Below are 17,644 nucleotides of genomic sequence, written 5' to 3'. Positions count from 1 at the left end.
ACGAGAGGACCCCCGTGTTACCGAGCACGAGCGCGGCGCCCGCGACCAGACCGGTGCGCGTGGCACGACCCCGCCGTTACCTGATGTGCCCACCGGCGCATTTCGACGTCACCTACTCCATCAACCCGTGGATGCACCCGGAGAAGCCCACCGACCAGAGCCTCGCGATGGTGCAGTGGGAACGGCTGCGCAGCCTGTACCTCGGGCTGGGCCACCAGGTCGAGCAGATCCCGCCGCGCGGCGGGCTGCCCGACATGGTGTTCGCGGCCAACGGCGCGACCGTCGTGGACGGGCGGGTGCTGTCGGCGAAGTTCCGCCACGCCCAGCGCCAGCCCGAGGGACCGGCGTACCTGGAGTGGTTCCGCGAGCACGGATACCTCACCCGCGACGCGTACCACGTCAACGAGGGCGAGGGCGACTACCTGGTCACCTCGTCGCGCATCCTCGCGGGCACGGGTTTCCGCACCGACGTGCGCTCGCACACCGAGGCGGCGGAGTTCTTCCGCCGCGAGGTGATCTCGCTGTCCCTTGTGGACCCGCGGTTCTACCACCTCGACACCGCGCTGGCCGTGCTCGACGGCGACACCATCATGTACTTCCCCGCCGCGTTCTCGGCCGACAGCCAGGCGACGCTGGCCCGGCTCTACCCGGACGCGATCCTCGCCGACGAGCACGACGCCGCGGTGTTCGGCCTCAACGCCGTCTCCGACGGCCGGCACGTGCTGCTCGCCGAGCAGGCGACCGGGCTGATCGACCAGTTGTGGGCCCGCGGCTTCGTGCCGATCGGCGTCGACCTCTCCGAGCTCATGAAGTCCGGCGGCAGCGCGAAATGCTGCACGCTCGAACTCCGCCCTGGTCCGGGAGCTGTGAAATGACTGGAGCAACTCCGAACCGGCGGCCAAGGGGAACGGGACGCAACCCGGCCACGGACGCGCTGTCAACTGGTCAGCGCCAACGCAACGCAACCGCTTCCGGAAATTCCGGGGCGGCGGAACAGTGCACCTTGGAACTCCGCCCTGGTCCGGGAGACACGCGATGACTCTCAACTATGACGGGAAGCGGTTCCACCCGGTGGAGGACTCCTCGGCCGACCCGAGCCGGGTCGCGGTGTACCACCAGGACGGCGACCTGCTCTGGGGCGAGTTCCTCGGTGGCAAGGCCCGCCGTGGCGCGCTGACCGGCACGGTCAACGCCGACGGCACCCTGGAGTTCGCCTACTGCATGGTGAACGAGGACGGCGACGTGATCTCCGGGCACTGCGCGTCCACCCCGCACCTGCTCGACGACGGCCGCGTCCGGCTGGAGGAGGTGTGGGAACGCTACGGCGCCCACGAGTCCAGTGGCGTCTCCGTGATCGAAGAACTGCCTGCCGAAATCCCCGCGCAGACCGTGAGGACTGGTTCATGACCGCGACCGTCGAGCCCACCACCGTCCGGGACGGCAAGCCGCGCAAGGGCGGCATCGTCACCTGGGCGTGCGCGCCGGGCTTCCCACCCGCGGTGATCTTCCCGTTCACCCCGGCCGAGCGCATGGGCACACGCAACATCATCGAGTTCCAGATGCTGATGTACCGGCCGCTGTTCTACTTCGGCAGCGACGGGACGCCCAGCGTCGACTGGTCGAACTCCATCGGCGAGGCGCCGGTGTGGAGCGAGGACGGGCTGCGCTGCACGATCAAGGTCAAGCCCTGGAAATGGTCCAACGGCGAGACCCTGTGCGCGGACAACGTGCTGTTCTGGGTGAACCTGATGCGAGTCAAGGGCGACAAGTACGGCGAGTACGTGCCGGGCTACTTCCCCGACTTCTGCACCGACTACGGCAAGGTCGCCGAGGACACGCTGTACTTCGAGTTCGACAAGAAGTACTCGCAGCACTGGATGCTCTACAACCAGCTCTCGACGATCACCCCGCTGCCCAAGGCGTGGGACCAGACCAAGGACGGCCCGGCCAACGCCTCGGCCAGCCTGCGCGACCTCGACGTCGCCGAGGTCGAGGCCGTCTACGACTTCCTGATGGAAGAGCAGGGCGACCACACCGACGAGGGCAACGCGCACCGCACCCGGTGGGCGTCCAGTCCGATCTGGAGCGTCGTCAGCGGGCCGTGGCGGTTGAAGGAGTACACAGAGGACGGTCTGGTCACGTTCGTGCCCAACGAGCACTACTCGGGCCCGAGCAAGGCGCACCTCGACGAGTTCCGCCAGGTGCCGACGTTCTCCGACGAGGAGCAGTTCGACAAGCTGCAGCGGGGCGAGTTCCAGGTCGGCTACCTGCCGCTGTCCATGGCGACCGACCGCGTGGCCAACCCGACCGACCCCGGCGAGAACCCGATCGGCGAGCACTTCACGCTGGTGCCGCAGACCGCGTACTGCATCCGGTACTTCTGCCTGAACTACAACAACCCCACGTGGAAGGGGAAGTTGTTCGCCCAGACGTACTTCCGCCAGGCGCTGGCGAAGTGCCTGGACCAGGACTCCGCGGTCCGCGACATCTACCAGGGTCGTGCCTACCGGCAGAACGGCCCGGTGCCGATGTACCCGCCGAGCGAGCACACGGCGCCGTCGCTGCGCACCGGCAGCGGGCCGCACCCCTTCGACCCGGCGCGCGCCAAGGCGTTGCTGGCGGAGAACGGCTGGGACACCGGCGTGTTCCCGGCAGTCTGCGTGGACGCGGACAAGGCGGGGGTGCCCGCGGGCGAGAAGCTCACCGTGCTGATGCGCTACGTCGAGGGCCGCCCCGCGCTGACCCGGCTGATGGAGCAGTACAAAGTGGACTGTGCGGCGGCGGGCATCGACATGGTGCTCGAAGAGGTCTACGGGTCGATCCTGGTCTGGGAGGACGCGCCCTGCGTGCCCAGCGAGGACAACGCGTGCCTGTGGGAGCTCACCTGCTGGAACGGCGGCTGGGCCTACCACCACCCGACCGGCGAGATCCTGTTCAGCACCAACGCCGGCGGCAACTTCGGCCACTACACCGACTCGCGCGCCGACGCGCTGATCGCGAAGACGGTCACCTCCGACGACCCGGCCGTCTTCCACGAGTACCAGGAGTTCATCGCCCGGGAAGCGCCGGTGATCTTCACGCCGAACTTCCCGATCCGGCTGTTCGAGGTCGCCAACACCCTCGGCGGCTTCGGACCGGTCAACCCGTACGGGATGATCAACCCCGAGAACTGGTATTACCTTGAGGACTGAGCTGACCCTCGCCGCCACCGCACCGGTGGCCCCGATCGACGCGCACGGCATGCTGATCCTGTTGCTGCAGCTGGTTTTGCTGCTCGGCACGGCGTTCGGGCTCGGCCGGTTGTGCCAGCGGTTCGGGCTGCCCGCGGTGTGCGGCGAGCTGGCCGCGGGCGTGCTGCTCGGCCCGTCGATCCTCGGCTCGACCCTGCCCGCGTTCTCCGGCTGGCTCTTCCCGCACGACGCCGGGCAGATGCACCTGCTCGACGCCATCGGGCAGATCGGCGTGGTGCTGCTGGTCGCGCTCACCGGCGTGCACGTCGACACCGGACTGGCCAAGCGACAGGGCCGGGCCGCGCTGACCATCAGCGTCGGCGGGGTCGTGCTGCCGCTGGGCCTCGGCGTGCTCGTCGGGCTCGCGCTGCCCGCCGCGATGCGGGGCGCGGGCATCAACACCGGCGTGTTCGCGCTGCTCATCGGGATCTCGATCGCGGTGAGCGCGATCCCGGTGATCGCCAAGGTGCTGCTCGAGATGGGGCTCATGCACCGCAACGTCGGGCAACTGGTGATGAGCACGGCGACCGTCGACGACGTCGTCGGCTGGACGTTGCTCTCGGTGGTGTCCGGGATGGCCACGGCCGGGCTCACCACCGGCCGCGTGCTGTGGTCGATCGGCTCGGTCGTCCTGGTGCTGGTGCTGACCTTCGTGGTCGGCCGGCCGGTGATCAAGCTGGCGTTGCGCGGCGCCAACCGGTCGACCGAGGAGGGCACGCACGTGGCGGTCGTGGTGCTCTTGGTGCTGGCGTTCGCGGTGGGCTCGCACGCCCTCGGGCTGGAGCCCGTGGTCGGCGCGTTCTTCTGCGGGCTGGTCATCAGCGCGAGCGGACTGGTGAACCGGGCGGCCCTGGTACCGCTGCGCACGGTGGTGATGGCGGTGCTCGCGCCGATCTTCTTCGCCACCGCGGGCCTGCGGATGAACCTGACCGCCCTGGCCCAGCCGCCCGTGCTGATCGCCGCGGTCGCACTGCTCGTGGTCGCGGTGATCGGCAAGTTCGCCGGCGCCTACCTCGGCGGGCGGATGGCGCGGATGGGGCACTGGGAGAGCCTCGCGGTCGGCGCGGGGTTGAACGCGCGCGGCGTCATCGGCGTGATCGTGGCGATGACCGGGCTGCGGCTCGGGGTGCTCACCACGGCCGGCTACACGATCGTCGTGCTCGTCGCCGTCGTCACCTCCGTCATGGCCCCGCCGTTGCTGCGCGCCACCGTGCGGCGCATCGCCGAGACCGACGAGGAACAGGAACGCGAGAAATTGCTGAGCGGCCGGAAGGTCGCCGTGGGAGGAACCGAGAAATGACTGAGACGTCCGAGCGTCCCCTGTTGCTGGTGGTCGGAACCGGCATGCGGACCTACCGCGAGTACCTGCTGCGCTCGATCAGCACGCAGTTCCGGGTGCACCTGTTCAACGGCGTCGCCCCCGAGTGGGAGAAGGAGTACCTGCACGGCTGGACGGTGCTGGAGAGCACGACCGACGGCCCCGCGATGGCGGCGGCCGCGGTGAAGCTCAACGCCGAGGAGCCGATCGCGGGCGTGCTGTGCTGGGACGAGGTGCGCATCCACGCGACCACGTTCATCGCGCAGGCGCTCGGGTTGCGCAACGGCGACCCGGACGTGATCTGGTCGCTGCGCGACAAGGGCACGACGCGGCGGATGCTGGACGCGGCCGGCGTGCCGCAGCCCAGGTCGATCCCGGTCAAGACGGTCGACGACGCGGTCGCCGCGGCCGAACGGCTGGGTTACCCCGCGATCCTCAAGCCGCGTGGGCTCGGCGCGAGCCTCGGCGTGATCCGGGTGGAGAACGAGCAGGAGATCCGCGACAACTTCGCGTTCACCGCAAGTGCCGAAGGACCCGAACCGGTCGTCTTCGACACCGACGAACCGATCCTCGTCGAGGAACTGGTCACCGGTGAGGAGATCAGCGTCGACTCGGTCATCCAGAACGGCGTGGTGACCCCGCTCTACATCGGCCGCAAGGTCGTCGGCTACCCGCCCTACGCCGAGGAGATCGGCCACTTCGTGGACGCGGCCGACCCGCTGCTCACCGACCCGGTGCTCGGCGCGGCGCTGCAGGACACGCACACCGCGCTGAAGTTCACCGACGGCATCACCCACTCGGAGTTCATGCTCACCGCCGACGGCCCGAAGGTGATCGAGGTCAACGGCCGCCTCGGCGGCGACATGATCCCGTACCTGGGCCTGCTGACCAGCGGGATCGACCCGGGCATCGTCGCGGCGAGCGCGGCGTGCGGCATCAAGCCCGACCTCACCCCGACCCACAAGCGGGTGGCCGCCATCCGGTTCTTCTACGTGGCCGAACAGGATTCCACCATTCAGTCGCTGTCGTTCGACGAAACGGCCCTGCCCGACTCGGTCGACAAGGCGGTGGCTGTAGCCCAACCGGGTGCTGTTGTCTCCCCGCCGCCCAAAGGTACGGTTTGGGGCCGCATCGCGTTCGCGACAGCGGTGGGCGATTCGCGCGAGGAATGCGCCCGCACCTTGGACACCGCCGAATCAGCACTGCGGATCCGGCTGGCGTGAGATCCGCGCCCGCCGATTCCCCTGAGCCGAAAGAGCCCACCTGATGGCCGCTGACACCCAGCCGCAACAGAGCGCCGGTATCTGGCGCACCTTCGCAGAATCCCCACTGGCCGTGAAAGCCGTGCTCGGCGGCGTGTTCGTCAACCGGCTAGGCGGCTTCCTGAACATCTTCCTCGTGCTGTTCATGACGTCGAAGAGCTACACCGACGGCCAGGCCGCCGTGTCGCTCGGCATGTACGGGGCCGGTGCGGTGGTCGGCGTGCTGGTGGGCGGCACCCTGGCCGACCGGCTCGGCGCGCGGAACTCCACGGCGCTGTCCATGGCCGGCTCGGCCGTGCTCATCGCGTCGATCCTCTACCTGCCGAACTACGCGTTGCTGCTGGTCGCGGTGACCCTGGTCGGCGCGGTCAGCCAGGTCTACCGGCCCGCTTCGGCGACCCTGCTGTCCACGCTGATCAGCGACGACCGGCAGGTCATGATCTTCGCGATGTACCGGTTCGGGCTGAACCTCGGCACCACGGCGGCGCCGTTGCTCGGTTACGGCCTCTACTTCCTCGGCGGCAACCAGTACACGCTGCTGTTCTACGGCGAGGCGCTGGTCGCGTTGGTCTACACGGTCATCGCGCTGGTGGCGCTGCCGGGCAAGGCGCAGAGCACGGGGGCCGACGGCGAGGCCGTGGCCGAGCCCGACAAGGGCAGCTACCTCGACGTGCTCAAGGACCGGCGGTTCACGTTGTACCTGTTCGCCATGCTGTTCAACAGCATCGCGTACGTGCAGTACCTCTCCACGCTGCCGCTGGACGTGAAGGCGACCGGGACGCCGATCTTCTGGTACACCTTCGCCGTCGCGCTCAACGGGTTCATCGTGATCGCGTTCGAGCTGCTGGTGACCAAGGTGTCGCAGAAGTGGCCGTTCAAGGTCGCGGTGGGCCTGGCGTTCGGCCTGGTCGGCCTGGGTGTCGCGGTCTACGGCTTCCCGCTCGGCCCGGCCGTGATCATCATCGGCACCCTGATCTGGACGGTCGCCGAGATCCTGGGCGGCCCCGTGGTCTTCGCCTACCCGGGCATGGCCGCACCCGCGCACCTGAAGGGCCGCTACATCGGCGCGTTCCAGTTCATGTTCGGGCTCGGCTCCGCGATCGGCCCGGTGATCGGTGGCGCGCTGTTCATCGCCATGGGCCACTCGGTGTGGCCGGTGATGGGTCTGTTCGGCGCGGCCGCGTGCATCCTCGGTGTCACTGCGGTCAAGAAGTCGAACCTCAAGAGCGAAGAGGTCGAGCAGGCGGCCGAGCCCGCCGACATCGAGAAGGCCGAGGCGGCGGCGCCCGCGGCGGCGACGGAAGCCGGCTGATGCCCGCGTCCGACTTCGACTTCCTGCACGGCACCTGGCACATCCACAACCGCAGGCTGGACAAGCGGCTCGCGGGCTGCACGACGTGGTCGGAGTTCGACTCGTCGGCGTGGTGCAAGCCGATCTTCGGCGGCGCCGGGAACGTCGACGAGTTCTCCTTCGGCGACGGGGAGAGCTACGGCATCACCGTGCGCATCTACGAGCCGACGACGGATCTCTGGTTTCTGACTTGGGGCGACAGCGGCAAGGGCGCGATGCTGCCGCCGCTGTCGGGGTCGTTCACCGACGGCGTCGGCACGTTCTTCGGCGAGGAGGAGTTCGAAGGACGCACGGTCAAGATCCGCTACATCTGGTCGAAGACCACGCCGACGTCGGCGCAGTGGGAGCAGGCGCTCTCCGACGACGGCGGGCAGAGCTGGGAAACGAACTGGTACATGTACTTGACGAGAACGAACTGACTGGGGCTCCTACGATGAGCAAGGAACTGAAGTTCGGCTTCACGCTGGCGTCCCCTGGGTCCAAACAGGACCTCGTGGACACCGTGCGGGCGGCCGAAGGCTACGGCTACGACATCGCGGTCACAGTCGACCACCTCGGCGCCGGGCGCACGTCGCCGTTCCAGGGCGCGCTCGCGGCGGCGATGGTCAGTGACACGATGCGGGTCGGCACGTTCGTGCTGAACTCGGGCTACTGGAACCCGACCATGCTCGCCCGTGAGGTGGCCACGATCCAGCGGCTGACCGGCGGCCGGTTCGAACTGGGCATGGGCACCGGCATCATCAAGGCGATGTACGACGCGGCGGGCATCCCGTGGCAGCCGTACCGCAAACGCCTGGCGTGGCTGGAATCCTCGGTGGCCAAGGTGCGCGAGCTGATCGCCGCCGAGTCCGGTGTGGACATGCCGCCGCTGATGCTGGGCGGGGCGAGCACGCGCACGGTCAAGCTGGCGGCCGAGAACGCCGACATCGTCAGCATCGCCGGCATCGTCCAGATCCCCGGCCAGCCGCCGGGCGCGCTGCGCGTGCTGTCCGGCGACGAGACCCGGAAACTGGCCGCCGAATTCCGTGAATTCGCCGGGGCCCGGACCCCGGAATTCAATGCGTTCGTCCAGGACGTGGTCATCACCGACGACCGCCGCGGGGCGGCCGAGGCGATCGCCGCCGAACAAGGCGGGATGCTGTCGGTCGAAGGCGCACTGGACAGTCCGTTCCTGTTGCTCGGCACGGAAGAGGAAATCGCCGACCAGGTCGTGCGGGCGCACGAGGAGTACGGTTTCACGTCGTTCTACGTGCAGCGGCCGTGGATGGAAAAGCTCGGCCCGGCCATCAAGCGGGTGCGCGCACAGCTCGGCTGACGAAGATCACGAAATGGGCCCGGTCCGCACGGACCGGGTCCATTTCCTTGCTGTGGCCCCATTTCCTCACTGTGGTAACGGGCGACGGCGCCCATACTGGCCCGCATGGACGCGGCAGAACTGCGGGAGCTGCAAGCACCGCTCAAGGACAAGTACCGCGACGACCCGGCCAGCGCCGTGGTCACGTTGCGGGCGAGCGCCGAGCTCGACGGCACCGGCATCGCCTGCCGGATCGACACCGGCCGCGCGCTCGCCGAGGCCGGCCTGCACCCGGCGACCGGCGGCGACGGCACCCAGCTGTGCTCGGGCGACATGCTGCTGCAGGCGCTCGCGGCCTGCGCTGGGGTCACGTTGCGCGCGGTGGCGACGGCCATCGGGCTCGAGGTGCGCGGCGGGACCGTGCGCGCCGAAGGGGAGCTCGACTTCCGGGGCACCCTGGGCGTGGCCAAGGACGCGCCCGTCGGGTTCACCGCGATCCGGCTGGCCTTCGCGGTCGACGCGGACGCCGACGCCGAGCAGCTGGCCACGCTGCAACGGCTGACCGAGCGGTACTGCGTGGTGTACCAGACCCTGCGCACGGCACCTGACATCGAAGTGACCCTCCGGTAGCGGGTCTCGATATGGTCGCCGGGTGAGCTTCGAGCAGACGCGGCGCGACTGGGCGCGGCTCGGCGCCAGCGACCCGCTCTGGGCGGTCTACGTCGCTCCGGGCACCCGCAACAACAACTGGGACGTCGAAGCCTTCCTCGAACTCGGCCGCGCGGACGTCGCCAAGGCGCTCGCCTGGCTCGACTCCCTCGACCTGCCCACCCGCTGGGCGAGCGTCCTGGACTTCGGGTGCGGCGCGGGCCGGCTCTCCCAGGCCCTCGCCGCCCACGCCGACGCGGTGACCGGCGTCGACGTGGCCCCGGCGATGCTCGACACCGCCCGCGCGCTGGACCGCACCGGCGGGCGCTGCACGTCCGTGCTCAACGAGCGGCCGGACCTCAGCCGCTTCGCCGACGACACCTTCGAGCTCGTCTACACCGAACTGGTCCTGCAACACCTGCCGAGGCCGTTGATCGAGCGCTACCTCGCGGAGTTCCTGCGGGTGCTGCGCCCCGGCGGCGTCGCCGTGTTCCAGTGCACGACCAGACCGCTGAACACGGCCAAGGGGCTGGTGTGGCGGGTCATGCCGTTCCCGGTGATCCGCCTGCTGCAACGCGTCGTGCTGCGCTACCCGGCGCCCATGCGCATGACCGCGGTGTCCCCGTCGCGCGTCCGCGCGGTGGTCGAAGCGCACGGCGGGAGGGTCATCGACAGCCGCGCCGAGGATGTGCCGAGCACCCACTGGCGCTCGGCCACGTACGTCGTGCGCAAGCGGTAGGGCCGATCACACTCGCTTGACTCTCACCGGATCGCCAACGGCCAGGACACTGCTGAGGACACGTCGTCATGCGGATAGACCACTACCAGTGGGCCGACGAGGACCCAGACCTCGTCCTGACCGCAGCCGTCATCCCCGGTGTCACGATCGCCGAGGCCGTGCAGCTCCACGGCGGCGACCCCGCACAGCTCGTATCCAAGCCGTCCGCTGAGGCCTGGCCGGCGCCCACACCGGACGGCGGGCAGACCTTCACCGTGCAGTTCATCGAGCTGGGCACAGCTGTTGTAGCCATCGAGCCAGGCGGTTGGACTGGCTCCATACCCGAGATCGCCCGGCGCGGCTCGAGGAACGGTCGCTACGTCGCTGCGTACTGGAGCATGTCCGGCGCCTACCGCATCACCGAAGCCGAGCAGGGCGGCGTCACCGCCTACTTCGACCCGTTCGCGGTCGGCGAACCGGGCGGCATGGGCGATCGCCAACCCGCGTGGGCTGCCGATCTAGCCCTCGACATCGAGCAGCCGAACGCGAGCTGCCTGGCCGCGCTCGAAGTTCGCAGCGACGTCGCCTTCCAGCAAGAGTGGTTGACGAGTCCTCAGCCAACTTGCCAGGTGCCGGGACCGGATCGATTGCTGGCCGGAGTGGACCAGGCATGGACGCCGTAGTCGTCTTCGATTCATTGAGCTGGACAGTTTGCACTCGTGTAAAAGCAAAGCCCGTCCCTTCTCGCCTTGGGACGGGCTGCCGTTTGTTCTTCTCTCGCGCTACGACGCGCGATCGCCAGCACGCGCGACGAACACAGCAAGGGCATCCGGTGCCAACAGCAGCACAGGGCCATCCGGGTTCTTGGAGTCCCGTATCGCTGCGAGCCGGCCGAGATGGGCCAGTTCGACGCACGTGCCACCGTTGCCGTTGCTGAAGCTGCTCTTGCGCCAGTTGGCTCGGCGGTAGTCGGCGGACATGTTGATCAGCTCCACTCGCTAGGGGCTACCGGCCGTCGATCAGTCCGCGGATCAGCGCCACTGACTGCTCAGGATCGAGGGCGAACTGCCGAAGACCGGCAAAGTTCATGTTATACGTCTCCACCGAGGCCGGGTCCTCCAGCAGGCGGCCAAAGCGCACGTTCTCGATGTAGACAACGTCGTCCAGGTGGTCCTCGTTGAACGACAGGATGTCGAAGGGTGAGCCCATCACGCTGTGCGCACCCTGCTCGAACGATGCCACCTGGATAGTGATGTTGTCCTGCTCGGCGAACTCCAGTAGCCGTTCGATCTGCTGCCGGTGGGTTTCCACCCCGCCGACCACGCAGCGCATCGCAGCTTCGCTGATGATGGCCTCTACGCGGAGCGAATCATCGCCGCTCAGCAGCGCCTGACGCGCAACCCGGATCTGGGCTCGTCCCTGGATGGTCTCCTCGTCGACGGCCGGGACGTCGGCCCGAGCGAGGGCGGCGGCGTACGCCTCGGTCTGGAGTAGCCCTGGAATGAGGTCGATCTTGAAGGTCCGCTCCACCGCGGCCTCGGTCTCCAGCTCCAGGTAGTCATGGGCCGACTCCACCAACTCAGCTTCGGTGTAGTCCTGCCACCAGCCTTTCTCCTGGGCTGCGGCGGTCGCGTTGAACAGGCGGTTCCGTTCGTCCTCGGGTACGTGGTACGTCAGACCGAGCGCCAGCACCTCGACCGGCAAGATCGGCTGGGCGGCGTTCTCGTACTTGCTGAGCTTGGCGGCTGACCAGCCGAGTTGTGCCGCGACGTCAGAGGCCTTCATCCCCGAGGCGGTTCGCCACCGCTTGAGCTGCCGAGCGATGCGCCGCAGCCGCATGCTCGCCCGGAAGACCTCCGCCACGTCAACCTCCTGATCACCGCACCCCGACACCCGAAGCTTACGGACGGCCGCACGTCGGTTTCGCTAGGCCGATCGGACTATCTACGAAACTTTCGTGAGATTCAACTTGCGATCTGGCGAAAGTTGAACGATGGTAAGACTTGATCCGATCAGTCGCTATCGCCATGAGGTGAGGCCGTGATGACCGACGCCCACAAAACCCATATCCCCTGCACCGACGGCTTCCATCGCAAGCGCTCGGTCGGCGTCTGGACCGCCCCGACCACCGGCCAACTCGTGCTTGTCGCACCTCCAGCTGAGGCCGCTCTACTCAGCCCGACCGAGGCCCGGATGCTGGGCAAGAGTCTGTTCGAGCTGGCCGCAGTTACCGAACAGGAGCACCTCGACCTGGTGCAGGCTGGCAAGAGCGGCTTGGTGACTCCAGCCCAGCCAAGAAGCACGCTCTCGTCCTCGTCGCGGACGGAGGCGGTCTGAGATGTCTAGGCCCACCGTCAACGCCTACGTCAAGATCCCCGCCGGCTGCGACATCTCGTACAGCTTCGGGGCTGACGGAGACATCGAGGTCCTGTTCGGTTCCGTGCGGGAGGGTTTCGAGGTCATCTTGACGCCGGAGGCGCTGGCCAAGCTCGCTGCGGTGATCCATCAGGCCCTCCACGTGCCTGCCGACCTCTACCGCGAGCCGGCCGGCACGCCTGCTCCTGCGGCGGTGGTGTAGATGACCACCGAGAAGAACGGCGTGAAGAACATCGCGAGCACGCCCATCCCGTCCGGCGCCCAAGCCTGCATCCAGCGCCCCAAGCCGGCGCCCTCGGGCTCGGTCACACCCCGCCTGGTGTTCGGCTACATCCGCATGGAGGAGCCGGACGAGATCGAGATTGCCAAGCTCCGGGACGAGCTGGCGCGCTTCTGCCTCGGGCACGGCTTCCACCTCGGTGGGGTGTTCTGCGACCGGGGCGTGGCCGAGGACGCCATCGCGCGGGTGGGGTTCGCCGGAGCGCTGGACGCTCTGCGGGTGCCGGAGAGCTACGCGCTGCTCGTACCGGGCCGAGAGCACTTGTCCGGACTCGAACTGGTCGAGCGGGCGCTGGTGCGCATGGTCAACCGGACGGGGTGCCGGGTGCTGGCCTTGCCTGCCGGAGCCGACTCGGCTGTGGAAGTGGGCTGACGTGGCACACCTGTCGCCTGACGGCAGCGTGCTCGACCTGCCGCACGCCGCCAAACCCGTGTTCCGCGGCCCGCACGGCCCCGTCCCCTACGTCGCCAGGTGGAGCGCGGAAGAAGTCCTTGCCGCGCCGATAGTTGAGACGCCGCGAGGCATCGCCTACGCCGACGAGTCCTCAGTGGACCGTGACCGAAACGGTCTTCTGTGGTCACGAGTGGCATCGCGTCCCGGCGTCGGTGAACCCATCTACCGGCAGATGCACCCACTCCGCCAGCGCCGGGCCATGCGCCGCCTGCTGTGCCAGGTGTGCGCCGGACCCGCCGACCACAACGACCACGGCACGCTCTGGCTCCTCCAGGACCAGCACGAGCTGTGGCCCGGATGGCCGGAAGGAGCCCAGAACACCCATCCGCCGCTATGCCTGCGGTGCGCGCGCATCTCGGCGAAGTCCTGCCCCTGGTTGAAACAGGGCTTCGTGGCCGTGCGGGCACAGTCGTTCCTCAGCGGCGCCTCGGGCGGGCTGTACCGCGAGAGCTGGTTCCGTCCCCGGTTGTCGAAGCCCCAGGCCCGCACGCTGCACATCGGCGACCCGCGCCTGCGCTGGCTGCAAGCCGACCAACTGGTGCGGGAGTTGGTGGGGTGCAGGTTTGTCGAGCTTGAGAGGCCGGGGCACGCCACATGAGTGACTCGACCGACAAGCGGGTTGCCTCTCGCCGTGTCCTCGCCGACCCGACAGTGCGTGCACAGGTGCGGCAAGCACTTCGGCTGCAGTACGAACAGGAGGCCAGTGTGCGGGAACTGGCGCGAAGCTCCGGCTACGCGTTCGGCACGGTTCGCACCCTGCTCTTGGAAGCCGGAACCGTACTGAGGGGCCGAGGCCGGCCGGAACAGGGCAGCCATGCTCGAAACCGAACGGAACCGGCGTATGACCCGGCCACCGATCGCACAGGGGGCGCGTGACCATGCCCAAGCCCAACGGAACCCAGATTCGCAAACGGCGAATCGAACGCGGTCTCACCACCGGACAGCTCGCGGCCCGAGTGGGCTTCGCCAACGAGGGCTCGCTGCGCAACATCGAGAGCCGGGGCGATGCGGTGTCGGAGATCAAGCTGCACCGGATCGCACGCGAGCTGGGGGTGTCGGTGGACGAGATCCTGGCGGCCGAGGGTGCGGGGCCGGGTTCGGCCGGCCGGACAGATGACCAGGGCTGAGACGTGCCGCCGGGTTGGTGGCGCGTGCACGTGCGAGGCATCCACCGCGCGCGCTACACGTTGGTGCGCAAGCGGTAGGGCCGATCGTATGGCGTTGCGTGAGCGGCCGAACACGCTCGCGTGACTCTTATTAACATTTGAACAGAATGGGCCGTCGGTAAGTCGCAAGACGGATGGTGGTAGCCATTGCGCCATTCAGTTCCCTACGAAAGTAGGTTTCCGGACAATTCTGGCGCATTTTCGTGTTTCTGCTTGGAATATCGCCGGATGACCACGAAGCGTTTCAGCAGATCGTTGGTTCCGAACACATTGCGGACTGTGCATGATCGGAAATGCCCGAGTTCGCCGGGTTCGCGAGGACCGGCGAGTCCCTGCTTCGGACAAAAGCGAGGAGCACAAACATGAAACGCTCGACCCGGTTCTGGGTCGCCGCGGCCGCGGTCGGCACGGTGATCGGCGGCGGCGCCATCGCCGCGACCGCCGCCCCCACAGCGACGAACACGCCGTTGACCAAGAGCGCGGCCCGCCAGCTCGCGCAGACCGACTCCGTGAAGGTGGCCAAGGCCGCTGGCGTCGGCGCGCAGGAGCAGCTCGTCGTCAAGGACGCCGTTGTCACCAAGGACGGCCTGCGGCACCTGCGCTACGACCGCACCTACCAGGGCCTGAAGGTGCTCGGCGGCGACCTGGTCGTCACCGAGAACGCGGGCGGCGACATCGTGTCGACGACCAAGGCCACGCAGGCCCGGTTCACGCTGTCGACCAAGCCCGGCATGGCCGCCCCGGCCGCCGCCAAGGCCGCCCTGAAGTCGCAGAAGGGCGTCAAGTACACCGCGGGCGACCCGTCGCTGGTGGTCTACGCGGTGCGCACCGCGCCGACGCTGGCCTACGAGACCGTGCTGACCGGCAAGAAGGCCGACCAGACGCCGAGCAAGCTGCACGTCTTCACCGACGCCCGCTCCGGCAAGGTGCTCTACAGCTACGACGCCGTCGAGCAGGTCGCGGGCACCGGCCACAGCGAGTACTCCGGTGACGTGGCGCTCGAGACCACCGAGGGCGGCGACGGCTTCAACCTGGTCGACAGCACGCGGGGCAACCAGCAGGTGTCCAACTCGGACACCAGCACGCTCTACACCGACGCCGACAACGACTGGGGCAACGGCCAGGGCGACGACGACCAGACCGCCGCCGTGGACGCCGCCTACGGTGCGGCCTCGACCTGGGACTACTACAAGAACGTCCACAACCGCAACGGCATCAAGGACGACGGTGTCGGCGCCGAGAGCTTCGTGCACTACGGCGACGCGTACGTGAACGCGTTCTGGGACGACTCGTGCTTCTGCATGACCTACGGCGACGGCATCGGCGACAACCACCCGCTGACCGCGATCGACGTGGCCGGCCACGAGATGTCCCACGGTGTCACCTCCGCGACCGCGGGCCTGGTGTACTCCGGTGAGTCCGGTGGCCTGAACGAGGCGACCTCGGACATCTTCGGCACCGCCGTGGAATTCTCGGTGAACAACGCCACCGACCCGGGTGACTACCTGATCGGCGAGAAGATCGACATCAACGGTGACGGTTCGCCGTTGCGCTACATGGACGACCCGACCAAGGACGGCGCGTCGCTGGGCTGCTGGAGCTCGGACGCCGGCAACGTCGACGTGCACTACTCCTCGGGTATCGCGAACCACTTCTTCTACCTGCTGTCCGAGGGCAGCGGCGCGAAGAACGTCAACGGCGTGGACTACAACAGCCCCACCTGCGACGGGTCGACCGTGACCGGCATCGGCCGGGACAAGGCCGAGGCCATCTGGTACAACGCCCTGTCCACCAAGTTCACCTCGACGACCGACTACCACGACGCTGCCACGCAGACCGTCGCGGCGGCCGACGAGCTGTACGGCGCGGGTTCCCCGGAGTCGCAGGCGGTTGCCGCGACCTGGGCCGCGGTCGGCGTGAGCTGACGCAGCACGATCGAAGCAACGGCCCCCGGCTCCCTCGCGAGCCGGGGGCCGTTGCGCGCCAAGCCTTTGCCAAGCGTCGTCCGACATGATCAATGGTTGCCAGACCATGAAAGGCGGCGCATGACCGGCGAACCGAAACCGTGGCGGCTCAAGGACAGCCTGCAGGCCGGCCTCGTGGTCTGCTTCCCGACCGCACCGATCATCCTCGGCCTCGCGTTCGCGCTCGGTCCTTGGTACGCCTGGATCCTCGCGTTCCCCGGGGTGATCCTCCTGACGGTCGCCATCAGCCTGGTGGCCACCGTGATCCGCGGCCACCGGGCGATCACCGGCCCCTTGACCGCCATCGGCCTGCTGATCCTCGCCGCGGCCGGGGCCGGCCTGATCTGGTTCGGCATCATGGTCAATCTCCACAACGCGCCGTGCGATCCCGAGGTGAGCCAGTGCGTCACGGTGATCAACGGCGTTGCCCGTGGCGAGTCCACCGAATCCACCGGCAGCCAGCAGTTCGGCACGTTCCTGTTGTCGCTGGTGGCCATCCTGCCCGGGCTGCTCCTCCTCGTGGTGAGCGCGCGGGTCACCGGCCACCTCATCCGGCGGCGGAGTTCCTCTGTAGACAGTTGACGCGGCTTGCACGCGTGTCATGACCGACCTGCCCTTGCAGACAAGGATTCACCGGATTCCTGTACGTATCGTCGCCCAGTTGCCACAGTGGAATCCGGACCCGTACTCGAACCGAGAGGGGCGAAATCCATGTCCAGCGTGAAACGGGGATCACGTCTGTTGCTGGTCGCCGCGGCGGCAGTTTTGTGCGTCGGCGGTCAGATCGCCGTGGCCACAACGAGTTCCGCCGCACCGGCAGCCCAGCCGAGAGCGTCATTCGCCGACGACTTCGACGGCCCGGCGGGCGCGGGCGTCGACGGTGGCAAGTGGCAGCACGAGATCGGCAACGGCGGTGACGGCTGGGGCAACCACGAGCTCGAGTACTACACCGACGGCACCGCCAATGCCGCCCTCGACGGGCAGGGCCACCTCGTCATCACCGCCAAGCAGGAAAGCGTCGGCAACTGCTGGAACGGCCCCTGCCAGTACAGCTCGGCGAAGTTCTCCACGCCGGGCACCTTCACCGCGGCGTACGGCCACTTCGAGGCGCGGATGAAGCTGCCGCGCGGGCAAGGCGTCTGGCCGGCGTTCTGGATGCTCGGCGACAACATCAGCTCGGCCGGCTGGCCCAACTGCGGCGAGATCGACATCATGGAGAACGTCGGCAAGGAGCCCGGCACGGTGCACGGCACCATCCACGGTCCCGGCTACTCCGGCGCGGGTGGCATCGGCGCGGGCTACACGCTGCCCGGTGGCGCGTCCTTCGCCGACGACTTCCACACCTTCGCCGTCGACTGGTCGCCGAACCAGATCGTGTGGTCGGTGGACGGCAACGCCTACGAGACCCGCACCCCGGCCGACCTGAACGGCAACCAGTGGGTGTTCGACCACCCGTTCTACCTCATCATGAACTTCGCGGTCGGCGGCTACTGGCCCGGCGACCCGGACGGCTCCACCCAGTTCCCGCAGCAGCTGGTCATCGACTACGTGCACGTCAGCTGACCCGATCGGCACCGGCCGGGC

The 17,644-nt window shown here is 68.3% G+C and carries 22 protein-coding genes; 20 read left to right on the top strand and 2 right to left on the bottom strand.

Annotation, left to right across the window (positions count from 1 at the left end):
- The first annotated feature begins 14 nt into the window (after positions 1 to 14).
- From ddaH to EV186_RS31000, 11 genes are all read left to right on the top strand, one after another.
- Entirely contained in the window at positions 15 to 875 is an 861-nt protein-coding gene (ddaH, locus tag EV186_RS31050; RefSeq protein ID WP_341815748.1) for a dimethylargininase, read from the top strand.
- A 160-nt stretch (positions 876 to 1,035) separates the two neighbouring features.
- A complete protein-coding gene (locus EV186_RS31045) occupies positions 1,036 to 1,407 on the top strand; it encodes an avidin-fold protein (protein ID WP_133853012.1) in 372 nt (123 codons plus the stop codon).
- Positions 1,404 to 3,191 (top strand): ABC transporter substrate-binding protein, encoded by a 1,788-nt coding sequence (locus tag EV186_RS31040; RefSeq protein ID WP_133853011.1) that lies wholly within the window; start codon positions 1,404 to 1,406, stop codon positions 3,189 to 3,191. The genes EV186_RS31045 and EV186_RS31040 overlap by 4 nt, the downstream gene beginning before the upstream one ends.
- On the top strand, positions 3,181 to 4,530 hold the full coding sequence (locus EV186_RS31035) for a cation:proton antiporter (RefSeq protein WP_243754376.1): 1,350 nt from the start codon (positions 3,181 to 3,183) through the stop codon (positions 4,528 to 4,530). The genes EV186_RS31040 and EV186_RS31035 overlap by 11 nt, the downstream gene beginning before the upstream one ends.
- Entirely contained in the window at positions 4,527 to 5,771 is a 1,245-nt protein-coding gene (locus EV186_RS31030; RefSeq protein ID WP_133853010.1) for an ATP-grasp domain-containing protein, read from the top strand. Before EV186_RS31035 ends, EV186_RS31030 begins: the two co-directional genes overlap by 4 nt.
- Before the next feature lie 43 nt (positions 5,772 to 5,814).
- Entirely contained in the window at positions 5,815 to 7,122 is a 1,308-nt protein-coding gene (locus EV186_RS31025; RefSeq protein WP_133853009.1) for an MFS transporter, read from the top strand.
- Entirely contained in the window at positions 7,122 to 7,580 is a 459-nt protein-coding gene (locus tag EV186_RS31020) for a hypothetical protein (RefSeq protein ID WP_133853008.1), read from the top strand. Before EV186_RS31025 ends, EV186_RS31020 begins: the two co-directional genes overlap by 1 nt.
- Positions 7,581 to 7,594: 14 nt before the next feature.
- Positions 7,595 to 8,476, top strand: coding sequence for a TIGR03621 family F420-dependent LLM class oxidoreductase (locus EV186_RS31015; protein ID WP_133853007.1), 882 nt, complete (start codon positions 7,595 to 7,597; stop codon positions 8,474 to 8,476).
- A gap of 105 nt (positions 8,477 to 8,581) precedes the next feature.
- Entirely contained in the window at positions 8,582 to 9,085 is a 504-nt protein-coding gene (locus tag EV186_RS31010; RefSeq protein WP_133853006.1) for an OsmC family protein, read from the top strand.
- Between the two features lie 22 nt (positions 9,086 to 9,107).
- A complete protein-coding gene (locus EV186_RS31005; RefSeq protein ID WP_133853005.1) occupies positions 9,108 to 9,842 on the top strand; it encodes a class I SAM-dependent methyltransferase in 735 nt (244 codons plus the stop codon).
- Between the two features lie 68 nt (positions 9,843 to 9,910).
- A complete protein-coding gene (locus EV186_RS31000; RefSeq protein ID WP_133853004.1) occupies positions 9,911 to 10,504 on the top strand; it encodes a hypothetical protein in 594 nt (197 codons plus the stop codon).
- 99 nt (positions 10,505 to 10,603) lie between these two features.
- Here the strand turns inward: EV186_RS31000 and EV186_RS30995 are convergent, their stop codons facing one another.
- Positions 10,604 to 10,816, bottom strand: coding sequence for a DUF397 domain-containing protein (locus EV186_RS30995; protein WP_341815743.1), 213 nt, complete (start codon positions 10,814 to 10,816; stop codon positions 10,604 to 10,606).
- 10 nt (positions 10,817 to 10,826) lie between these two features.
- On the bottom strand, positions 10,827 to 11,684 hold the full coding sequence (locus EV186_RS30990) for a helix-turn-helix domain-containing protein (protein ID WP_133853003.1): 858 nt from the start codon (positions 11,682 to 11,684) through the stop codon (positions 10,827 to 10,829).
- A 177-nt stretch (positions 11,685 to 11,861) separates the two neighbouring features.
- Between EV186_RS30990 and EV186_RS30985 the strand changes: the two genes are divergently transcribed.
- From EV186_RS30985 to EV186_RS30945, 9 genes are all read left to right on the top strand, one after another.
- Positions 11,862 to 12,158 (top strand): hypothetical protein, encoded by a 297-nt coding sequence (locus tag EV186_RS30985; protein ID WP_133853002.1) that lies wholly within the window; start codon positions 11,862 to 11,864, stop codon positions 12,156 to 12,158.
- Between the two features lies 1 nt (position 12,159).
- On the top strand, positions 12,160 to 12,399 hold the full coding sequence (locus EV186_RS30980) for a hypothetical protein (RefSeq protein ID WP_133853001.1): 240 nt from the start codon (positions 12,160 to 12,162) through the stop codon (positions 12,397 to 12,399).
- Positions 12,400 to 12,849, top strand: a complete 450-nt coding sequence (locus EV186_RS30975; RefSeq protein WP_133853000.1) for a serine integrase family protein — start codon at positions 12,400 to 12,402, stop codon at positions 12,847 to 12,849.
- A 1-nt stretch (position 12,850) separates the two neighbouring features.
- Complete coding sequence (locus EV186_RS30970) at positions 12,851 to 13,528, top strand: hypothetical protein (RefSeq protein ID WP_208115865.1); 678 nt, start codon at positions 12,851 to 12,853, stop codon at positions 13,526 to 13,528.
- Positions 13,525 to 13,806, top strand: coding sequence for a helix-turn-helix domain-containing protein (locus EV186_RS40865; protein ID WP_424983709.1), 282 nt, complete (start codon positions 13,525 to 13,527; stop codon positions 13,804 to 13,806). Before EV186_RS30970 ends, EV186_RS40865 begins: the two co-directional genes overlap by 4 nt.
- A 2-nt stretch (positions 13,807 to 13,808) precedes the next feature.
- A complete protein-coding gene (locus EV186_RS30960) occupies positions 13,809 to 14,057 on the top strand; it encodes a helix-turn-helix transcriptional regulator (protein ID WP_243754393.1) in 249 nt (82 codons plus the stop codon).
- A gap of 401 nt (positions 14,058 to 14,458) precedes the next feature.
- Positions 14,459 to 16,021 (top strand): M4 family metallopeptidase, encoded by a 1,563-nt coding sequence (locus tag EV186_RS30955; protein ID WP_133852998.1) that lies wholly within the window; start codon positions 14,459 to 14,461, stop codon positions 16,019 to 16,021.
- A 120-nt stretch (positions 16,022 to 16,141) separates the two neighbouring features.
- Positions 16,142 to 16,642, top strand: coding sequence for a hypothetical protein (locus EV186_RS30950; protein WP_133852997.1), 501 nt, complete (start codon positions 16,142 to 16,144; stop codon positions 16,640 to 16,642).
- 129 nt (positions 16,643 to 16,771) lie between these two features.
- Entirely contained in the window at positions 16,772 to 17,623 is an 852-nt protein-coding gene (locus EV186_RS30945) for a glycoside hydrolase family 16 protein (protein ID WP_133852996.1), read from the top strand.
- Positions 17,624 to 17,644: the final 21 nt, after the last annotated feature.

This window comes from Labedaea rhizosphaerae, from assembly GCF_004362825.1.
Classification (GTDB): Bacteria; Actinomycetota; Actinomycetes; order Mycobacteriales; family Pseudonocardiaceae; genus Labedaea; species Labedaea rhizosphaerae.
The sequence above is the reverse complement of the archived record's forward strand: the minus strand, read 5'-3'. Positions and strand labels throughout refer to the sequence as shown.

What these genes read in the sequence shown, in the direction of transcription:
- EV186_RS31045 (WP_133853012.1), top strand. Translation starts at nt 1,036, where the DNA reads ATGACTCTCAACTATGACGGGAAGCGGTTCCACCCGGTGGAGGACTCC.
- EV186_RS31040 (WP_133853011.1), top strand. Translation starts at nt 1,404, where the DNA reads ATGACCGCGACCGTCGAGCCCACCACCGTCCGGGACGGCAAGCCGCGC.
- EV186_RS31030 (WP_133853010.1), top strand. Translation starts at nt 4,527, where the DNA reads ATGACTGAGACGTCCGAGCGTCCCCTGTTGCTGGTGGTCGGAACCGGC.
- EV186_RS31025 (WP_133853009.1), top strand. Translation starts at nt 5,815, where the DNA reads ATGGCCGCTGACACCCAGCCGCAACAGAGCGCCGGTATCTGGCGCACC.
- EV186_RS31020 (WP_133853008.1), top strand. Translation starts at nt 7,122, where the DNA reads ATGCCCGCGTCCGACTTCGACTTCCTGCACGGCACCTGGCACATCCAC.
- EV186_RS31015 (WP_133853007.1), top strand. Translation starts at nt 7,595, where the DNA reads ATGAGCAAGGAACTGAAGTTCGGCTTCACGCTGGCGTCCCCTGGGTCC.
- EV186_RS31010 (WP_133853006.1), top strand. Translation starts at nt 8,582, where the DNA reads ATGGACGCGGCAGAACTGCGGGAGCTGCAAGCACCGCTCAAGGACAAG.
- EV186_RS31000 (WP_133853004.1), top strand. Translation starts at nt 9,911, where the DNA reads ATGCGGATAGACCACTACCAGTGGGCCGACGAGGACCCAGACCTCGTC.
- EV186_RS30980 (WP_133853001.1), top strand. Translation starts at nt 12,160, where the DNA reads ATGTCTAGGCCCACCGTCAACGCCTACGTCAAGATCCCCGCCGGCTGC.
- EV186_RS30975 (WP_133853000.1), top strand. Translation starts at nt 12,400, where the DNA reads ATGACCACCGAGAAGAACGGCGTGAAGAACATCGCGAGCACGCCCATC.
- EV186_RS40865 (WP_424983709.1), top strand. Translation starts at nt 13,525, where the DNA reads ATGAGTGACTCGACCGACAAGCGGGTTGCCTCTCGCCGTGTCCTCGCC.
- EV186_RS30960 (WP_243754393.1), top strand. Translation starts at nt 13,809, where the DNA reads ATGCCCAAGCCCAACGGAACCCAGATTCGCAAACGGCGAATCGAACGC.
- EV186_RS30955 (WP_133852998.1), top strand. Translation starts at nt 14,459, where the DNA reads ATGAAACGCTCGACCCGGTTCTGGGTCGCCGCGGCCGCGGTCGGCACG.
- EV186_RS30950 (WP_133852997.1), top strand. Translation starts at nt 16,142, where the DNA reads ATGACCGGCGAACCGAAACCGTGGCGGCTCAAGGACAGCCTGCAGGCC.
- EV186_RS30945 (WP_133852996.1), top strand. Translation starts at nt 16,772, where the DNA reads ATGTCCAGCGTGAAACGGGGATCACGTCTGTTGCTGGTCGCCGCGGCG.